At 33.5% G+C, this 8,663-nt stretch carries 8 protein-coding genes and 1 tRNA gene; 1 reads left to right on the forward strand and 8 read right to left on the reverse strand.

The annotated features are described in order from the left end of the window. Nucleotides 1-605, reverse strand: a 605-nt coding sequence (locus tag Q5O73_RS08920) for a cation transporter (RefSeq protein ID WP_302669511.1), incomplete at its 3' end; no start/stop codon positions are given. A gap of 19 nt (nt 606-624) precedes the next feature. Beyond that, on the reverse strand, nt 625-924 hold the full coding sequence (locus Q5O73_RS08925; protein WP_021953009.1) for a metal-sensing transcriptional repressor: 300 nt from the start codon (nt 922-924) through the stop codon (nt 625-627). A gap of 124 nt (nt 925-1,048) precedes the next feature. Between Q5O73_RS08925 and Q5O73_RS08930 the strand changes: the two genes are divergently transcribed. Next, nucleotides 1,049-1,130, forward strand: a tRNA-Leu gene (locus Q5O73_RS08930). 126 nt (nt 1,131-1,256) lie between these two features. Here Q5O73_RS08930 and Q5O73_RS08935 read toward each other — a convergent pair. From Q5O73_RS08935 to Q5O73_RS08960, 6 genes are all read right to left on the reverse strand, one after another. Next, on the reverse strand, nt 1,257-2,858 hold the full coding sequence (locus Q5O73_RS08935) for a chitobiase/beta-hexosaminidase C-terminal domain-containing protein (RefSeq protein ID WP_302669512.1): 1,602 nt from the start codon (nt 2,856-2,858) through the stop codon (nt 1,257-1,259). A 1-nt stretch (nt 2,859) separates the two neighbouring features. Further along, the gene (locus Q5O73_RS08940) at nt 2,860-3,489 is read right to left on the reverse strand and encodes an epoxyqueuosine reductase QueH (RefSeq protein ID WP_186840411.1); all 630 of its coding nucleotides are present in this window, start codon (nt 3,487-3,489) and stop codon (nt 2,860-2,862) included. Between the two features lie 65 nt (nt 3,490-3,554). Beyond that, the gene (locus Q5O73_RS08945) at nt 3,555-3,977 is read right to left on the reverse strand and encodes an NUDIX hydrolase (protein WP_118588586.1); all 423 of its coding nucleotides are present in this window, start codon (nt 3,975-3,977) and stop codon (nt 3,555-3,557) included. 78 nt (nt 3,978-4,055) lie between these two features. Further along, the gene (locus Q5O73_RS08950) at nt 4,056-5,465 is read right to left on the reverse strand and encodes a penicillin-binding protein 2 (protein ID WP_302669513.1); all 1,410 of its coding nucleotides are present in this window, start codon (nt 5,463-5,465) and stop codon (nt 4,056-4,058) included. Nucleotides 5,466-5,475: 10 nt separating this feature from the next. Beyond that, the gene (locus Q5O73_RS08955; protein ID WP_302624662.1) at nt 5,476-6,933 is read right to left on the reverse strand and encodes an FtsW/RodA/SpoVE family cell cycle protein; all 1,458 of its coding nucleotides are present in this window, start codon (nt 6,931-6,933) and stop codon (nt 5,476-5,478) included. A 9-nt stretch (nt 6,934-6,942) separates the two neighbouring features. After that, nucleotides 6,943-8,663: U32 family peptidase (locus Q5O73_RS08960; RefSeq protein WP_302669514.1), on the reverse strand; the 1,721-nt coding region annotated here is incomplete at its 5' end.

An 8,663-nucleotide genomic window follows, 5' to 3' on the forward strand; every position in this document is an offset into this window, starting at 1 on the left:
GATTCAAAGTAGAAATCATGCATATAAGTCATAACCAAATCATTGTTATTTTTCATTACTGCATCAGTCATTAAAAATAGTATGCATGTACTGTAAATAAAGGATGCACCGGCACCAAGGGCAACTAAAGTATCCATGTTAGGGGATTTATTTATTACACCTTTTATTCCGTTAATAAAGAATTTCTGGTTAATTACCAGAATAAATAAAGTAATAAGCAACTGTATAAGTCCCATTGCCACGTGATTATCTGAAATAACTGCCGGGAGTGGCCAGCCAAACATCATATGCCCCATTGATATATACATAAGGGGAATAAGTAATACCAAAGAGGCAATCAGCCTTTTTTGGATTAATGGTGTCTGGGTATCTTCAATAGATGTTGAGTCAGATTTTGAACGTTTTCCACCGGCAGATGATATTCCGTAACCTGCTTTTTTTACTGCATCAAAAATATCCTTTTCATTGGCATTTCCTTCAACCTGCATGGAATTAGTTAAAAGACTGACAGAGACACTATCAACACCTGCTACCTTTGATACTGCTTTTTCAACACGATTTTGGCATGCGGCACAACTCATGCCGGTTATGTTATACTTGTTCATTGTCTACCTCCATACGCATTTATTTCATTAGTTTTTGAATTGTGGTAACTAATTCATCAACCACTTCCATATTTCCTGCCTTAATATTATCTGCCACACAGGTGGAAATATGGTTTGATAATAGAATTTTATTAAAACTGTTTAAGGCTGCTGTAATGGCACTAACCTGAATTAACACATCAGTACAATAGGCATCATTTTCAATCATTTTCTTAACGCCCCTCACCTGACCTTCAATTCGGTTTAAACGGTTTATTAAATCCTTATATTCTTTATCTTCTCTTATTTTAGTTTTTGCACAACAGCATTCTTTATCCATAATTATTCTCCCATTGATTTTCTATGAATTAGATTATATACCCCTATAGGGTATCTGTCAAGAAAAGTTTTTGAATATTTCTATTGACAATAACAGGTTATAATGATAAACTTTTTATTGCTATGCGGATGTGGCGGAATGGCAGACGCAGCAGACTCAAAATCTGCCGCCCATAAAGCGTGCGGGTTCAAGTCCCGCCATCCGCACTTTTTATTTAATAATAATTATTATAATCATCGGATAATCCGGTGATTTTTTTATTTAACGGAAATTAATGGCAAAAAAATAAAACCGGAAGATGTAATTTAGTATTACATTTCCCGGTTTTGCTTTTATTCTTCTGTTGTTGTATTTTCGCCGTTATCAGATGACAGTGAATAGGAATCACCACTACCTACTGCCTTACTGCTTGTCCCGTTTTCACAGGAAACAGCATATGTTTCTGAGGACTTTCGTCCACCTTTAGATGTTTCAATATCACATGTAATAATGTAATAATCCTGCTTATTAATTTCTATTGTTTTTTCATAGTTAAAATATGCCACATCACCGTTTTTAAAGGTTCCATCAGAATTTTCCAGTTTGCCGGAAGATACTAAACTGTTAGCAAGAGAATTAACTGCCTCATCATAAGAAATCTTAGTAGGCTGATAATTGTATGCTCTTGTAACTACGTTACTGACTACTCCCTCATCATCTATTGCTACAAAATAATAAACGTTATTTCCCTTAGGAATTTTTATTTCTTTTTTGTAAACCTTAGAGTCTTTAGTAGGCATTGTACCGTCTGTTGTGTAATATACCTTGCATCCCTCCGGTACGGTAACAGATATTTTTTGCTCAGATGTATAATTTCCACTTTGTGGCTCAACCTGTGGTGCATCTACCTTTTTGAAATCCAAAATATATTTAGCAGTCATTTCCTTGCTGGATTTACCGTTTTTGTCAATGGAATATGCACGTAAGGTAAATGTGCCTTCCTCTTCTAATTTTACCGGTGTAATATATTCCTTCTTAGTTGAACTTTCCTTAGGGTTACTTCCGTCAATGGTATAGTATATTTTAACGCCTTCTTCTGCTTCTAAGCTTATTTCAAGAGGCTTATCATAAGTTCCTTCATCAACGCCGGCAACAGGTATTGTACCATCAAAGTTTTTTAACTTTTCCTGAAGGTTAGATGGTGCAGAATTAATAAGGGACTGAATTTTGTTCTCCATGTCGTTATTTTGATAAAGAACAATTAAATCCTCGTAATAATTAATGTTTGTATCATCTGTGTCAATTAAAAGCTCTAAATATTTAATTTCTTCCTGATCATAGCCGCCAATTATCTCGTCTATTGTATATACCATTTCATATGCTTTAATTTTCTGCTCCTTGGTAAAGGCATTGTTTGATGCATTTATAAACTGAGTTTTGGCATCCTTGTAATTCTTTTCCGTATAGTATTTATTACCAATGGAATAGTATCTGTTGTATTTCTTAGTCATAGTAGATTCTTTAATGGCAAGAGTAACAAATACTGACGCCGTAACTAATACAATGGCAACAACTGCAATTATTGCTATTTTTTCCTTGGAACTTTTCTTTGATTTTTTTGTTTTCATGTTGTTACTAACATTGCCTGTACTTTGGTAAACAGCCTTGGAATTGACTTTTTTTACCTCGCGGCTTTCTTTATGCTGCTTTATTTTCTCCTGTGCCGGAGCAGACTTAGACTCTGATTTTGTGCTTTCATGCTCTCTTGCATAGTCTTTTTTATTTAAGTTAGTGCTTTCCGGCTCTTTTGAAGAAATTCCACCTAAAATATTTTCAAAGGTATTATCAGGGGGAGTTGTAACTATATCATTTTCAAAAGAATTGATTTTTGTACCACATTTTGTACAAAACATCTGATTCTCATCACATTCACTTCCGCAATTTGGACAAATCATATTATTCTTCCTTTCTTAGGGATTCACGTTTGGAAAATACGCATCCGCAATAATTCTGTCTATATAAGTTATATTCCTTTGACAGTTCTATAGAACGTTTATATCCTTCTTTCTTTTTAAAATCAGAAAACAAATAAGGTATATTGTATTTATCTGATAATTCTTTTCCGATTTCGTTTAATTTAGCTGAATTTTTTAAGGGGCTGATGGATAATGTAGTTGTAAAGTAATCATAGTTTTTATTAGAAGCTATAGTAGCTGTTTTTTCTAATCTAAGTCTATAACACTTAAAACAACGGGCTCCACCTTCTAAACAATCCTCTAATCCCGTTACATTATTAAAAAATTCTTCCGGGCAGTAGTCACAAACTTTTACATCCACTTTGTTTATAAATTTTTTTTCACTAATAAACCTTCTTAGTTCCCGGGCTCTATGGTTATATTCTGACACACCGTCAATGTTAGGGTTATAGAATAATGCAGTAATATCAAAATATTGAGTTAAATATTCTAATACATAGCTGCTACATGGAGCACAGCATACATGAAGTAAAAGACGTGGTACTTTTCCAGCCTTTGTAATTATATTTAGTTCTTTTTCTAATTCCTTCTGATAATTTATTTTATTCATAATACACAATACATTCATGCTTCAAAAAAGACAGGAATAAGCCTGTCCTTTTTAAGTCATAAACACTATTTAATTAATGACTTACTCATTAAATATGCTTTTTCTAATATATTTTTCTCATTCGGAAATTTTAGCAAGTGATATGCTTCAATATATTTATAATATCCCGAATCATAGAAAAACTCTTCACGTTGTGGTTTGCTATAATAACTGTCTGCTGTCATTAAATACCAGTATACTTCTTTATTGACTATACCTGAAGGTGTATTGAAAGAATATTCGCTTTTATCGATATAGTCTATAATCTTTCCGGTCACACCTGTTTCTTCCCGTACTTCCCTAATGGCAGTTTCCCGGTGATTTTCACCTTTTTCAACGGTACCTTTTGGTAAAACCCATCCTTCGTATCTGTTTCGATAGTTTTTATATAACAGTAAAATCTTCTTACGATATATAACCACACCGCCACAACTAACCGCTTTTTCCATTGCGATTCCTCCTGTCTGTTAGTGTGCGCTTAGTGTAAGTATACAGTATGAACCAATGCATTTCAAGACAACCATGAATTATTTTTTATCAAAATAAGAGTCAAAAATTTCCTTTACACAATTAACGGCGGAATTGCTGCCCTCCGGCATATTTTCAATAACAACTGCAATGGCAATTTTTCTCTTTCCTTTTTTGGCATACCCAACAAACCATGAGTTGACATTATCTTTTTTGTCAACTTCTGCAGTTCCGGTTTTTCCGTAGGCACTGTAATCTGAATTTGCCATAATACGCCCTGTTCCGTATTCACAAACAGCAGCCATATATTCCTGAAGCTGTTTTGCCTCGGCTTTAGTCATTAGTGTTTTGTATTTTTCCTGTTTTGTGTAACTTACAACATTTCCACTACTGCTTTCAATATGGTCAACAATGTAAGGTTTCATTAAAACTCCGTCATTGGCAATGGCTGATGCAATCATAGCCATATGTGCCGGTGATATGGTAGTTTTTCCCTGACCAATACTGGTTTGGGTAATATCAAATTCAGTGGAATCCTTATCCAGTGGAAAAACACTTTGGTTGTAATCCATGTTCAAAGGAAGCTTCTGATTAAACATTAAATCTTCTGCTGTTTTCTTAAATTTACTTACCTTTAAACTGTTACCAATAGTTGAAAAGGCACTGTTGCAGGAATAAGCAAAGGCATCTTTTAATGTTTCACTTCCATGGGAATTACCGTTAAAACATTTAATGGAAAATCCACCAAAATTTGCCTGACCATAACAATTATAACTAAAATCATTATAATTTTTATTTTCTCTCATATATTCAAGAGTTGTTAAAATCTTAAATATTGAGCCCGGAATATACTTTCCCTGGGTGGCACGGTTTACAAGTCTTGAATCATTTGGGTCATTGGCAATCTGATCCCATATATCGTTTATTGTTGAAGGATCATATGAAGGAAGAGATACCATTGAGTAAATCTCTCCTGTTGTAGGATTCATTACAAAAGCCGCACCTTTATATCCCTTTAAACTGTTATAAGCAGTCTTTTGAATATTAACACTTAAGGTTGTATGCACGTCACAACCTTTCTCAGTGTTATCGGTAAAATCATCTACAATTTTTGAAATTACATTGGTCTGGGATGAAAGCAAATCATAGTTGCACATTTTTTCAAGACCATATTTACCATGGGTGGTTATACCTATGGCATGGGAGAAAACATTTCCATAAGGGTATTCTCTTGTGTCATCGGTTAAATCACTTTCAGTATTTTTAGTGTCAGTATAGGCAAGCTTCTTGCCGTTTTTGCTGTAAATAGTTCCCCTTATAACCGTTGATGACTGACTGTCAATTCTGTGATTATATGGATTATTTAATATATCGTGGCTGTCTACTACAACAAAGTAAAGGTAATAACCTATCATAAATAAAAATATAAAGGAGATTACAAAGGTTGTAATTTTAGCCTGTTTATTCATTTTTTTTTGCTCAATGCCTGTTGATTCTGATTTCCTGCGTGTTGTGCGGCGATTTCCTGATTTTTGCCGTGTTTCTTGTTGCAACATTTCCTGTTCCCTCCATTGGCACTTTTCTTCTAACCGGTTTCTTTGCCGTAGTTGTACCTACTATGGCAAGTCCCTGAATTATGGCAAAGACAATTAATGTACTAAGTATTGAACTGCCACCATAACTTATAAGTGGTAGAGTTACTCCTGTTGAAGGAATCATTTTTATGGCACCTCCAACGGTTACAATTATCTGAACTGCGTACTGTATTCCAAGTCCAACACATACTAATTTGTTAAACAGACTTACCTGCTGCATTCCCGTATTTAAAAATGCAATAAAGCAACTTAAACATACTAAAATAATAAGTACTGCAAAAATTGCTCCAAACTCTTCACCTATGGCTGAAAAAACAAAATCCTGATCCACAACGGGAACATCCGTAGGTCGTCCCTGATATAAACCTGTTCCTGTTAAGCCACCGTTACCTATTGCAAATAAGGATTGGGTTATCTGATAGCCGGTGTCAGCCGGATCAGACCACGGGTTCTGCCATGCAAAAACACGTTCCTGCACATGGTAAAAAATCTTATATGCCGCCACTGATGCAACGGAAAGACCGGTAAAGCCCACAAAAATATAACTGATATTTCTTGTTCCCACATATACCATGAATACATATATCATAAAGAATATTAAGGCACTTCCTAAATCCTTTGATACAACTAATATAATTACGTGGATTCCTGCCATTATGGCTGAAATTACTATCTGGCCGAATTTCGTTGATTTGGCAAGCATTCCAGCTATAAAAAATACAAATATTATTTTGACAAATTCTGACGGTTGGAAAGAAAAACTATTTCCAAATTTAATTGCAAGATTAGCACCGTTATCTTTTTTACCAAATACAAGAACTGATAACAACAATGCAATGCCTACAAAACAATATATCCACGTAAGGGATTTCCACATTTCATATTTGCTCATAAGATATGGCACGATAAGTGATGCTAATGATACTATGGCAACAATTATAAATTGTTTTATACTGTTTTGAAAACGAAGTCTTGCTAAAATTATAAATCCAACAGTTAAAAGCATACACATGTTACTTAAAATTGCTTTATTTATGTTTGGATAAATAATTGGGAAAATTCCCAACACTACTATAAGATAACACAGCTGCGCCCCACCTAAAACAATAATAACAATATCGGTATTATCACTAGGGTCTGAAGCCTTTAAACCGGCATAGTGGGAATAAATTGTAAATATTCCCAGCAGATACGTGAGAAAAATAACTGCATTCTGACGTTGAAATATTCCTGCCAGTTTGTAGGGATTCTTGCATCTTAAGGCGCTGAAACATTCCCATGTGTAAAATAGCATTAACAAAATAAATAAATATTTAGTTACTACAACAATAAAAGTACCCATTTTTCTTTTCTACATTACTCCTCTGTTAAAATGTCCTCTTGTGGTAGTGTCATCTGCCACAACAGGTATCTTTCTGATAAAGGCATCTTCTGCCATTGACAATATATTATCTGTTTCCTTCCGTTTCTCAATGGTGAGATTTATTCGTACACTTTTTAAATTAAGACCTTCTATGTCTTTTTCATATTTAAAAAGTGATAAAGGCTTACAATTATACATAACATTATAACAATATTTACATACACATCTGGTTACAAATTCATTTTTTTTTGAATCTTTTAGTGTGTATACAGTGTTATTATGTGCGCATTTATCTGTTGTTTTTATGCAGCATCCTGCTGAAATCATTACAGGCATATATCCATAAACAATAAATTCCTCATTATTGCATTTTCGTGCTTTCAACTGTCTTAAATTAAGCTCAGCCGGTACTGTAGTTACAACATTGTAATTATTTACATAGAAATTTTTGGCATAACCGTTATAGGAATAAACGTTATAGTCAAAAATGTATTTAGCTTCCGGATAATTTTCATGTAAGAAATAATATTGTTCTAAATTTCTTATAAGGAAACCGTCTATACATGTTTCGTTGTCTAATGTATCCTTATATTCCTGCAAAAATATATCCATATCCTTTAAACGACTTACATAAGGCATGGCAATGTATACCTGCCTATGGTTTTCATTTATAAAATCAAATGCTCTTTTTATTCCTTTTTCATCGAAAAACTGAAGTTCAATATAAATTTTATTTATAAATTCTTTTGAAACAGCAACCTGTAATTGCTCATAAGTGCTTACCGATACATTAATACACATATCACCATGGTAATTATCTTTTCTAACAGATACCCATTCATTATCTTTATCTGAATTGCCATAGATATTTCTTTTATAAGAAGATAAAGTCTCCTGATATATTAACTCTAAAAGCTGTCGTCTGACATTTTTTATTTCACCCACAGTTAAAAATAAACCATCATCTAAATCTAAAAACACAGGATTAAAACTAAAATCGGTATCACCTGTTTTTAAAACCTGCTTTAATATTGTATCCTTGTCTATCGGGCGTTTCTGTGCCTTGTCAGGAATTAAGCCATAGGCTGTTATCTCCTTTCCATATACATTTGCACATATGGTAAAAGGCTTATTATTCTTACAGATTATTTTTACATCAAAGGTTTCCTTTAGCTTTTTGCCAATATATTTATTTTTAATATTGGATGTTAAGGCTTCATTTCCACTTCTAAAAGTAGGCTTTTTTAATGAAATCATTTCCTTTCCGTTATGAACCTTATAATAACTTTCATTGAAACCGTTTCTGTTAAACAAATTATATAATATATCTATATCCCGGGAATCTACTTTATAACCGGATTTATTTTTTTGGTATAAATCTATATATTTTCTATATATACTTACAACTCCGGCAATATATTCAGTTTTCTTCATTCTTCCTTCTATCTTAAGGGAATGAACACCTGACTCAATAATATCAGGTAAAATATTCAAAGTACATATATCTTTTGGACTTAAAACATACTTTGAATCCCCCGGATTTAATACTTTTTTGTTCTGTATTACATCATATTCCATTCGGCACGGCTGGGCACATCTTCCACGGTTTCCACTTCTGCCACCTATGTAGCTGCTTAAAAAACACTGTCCTGAATAACAATAACATAGGGCACCGTGAACAAAACACTCTATTTCAATATTTACATTTT

Source organism: Eubacterium sp. AF15-50 (assembly GCF_934835595.1).
Taxonomy (GTDB): Bacteria; Bacillota; Clostridia; order Lachnospirales; family Lachnospiraceae; genus Eubacterium_G; species Eubacterium_G segne.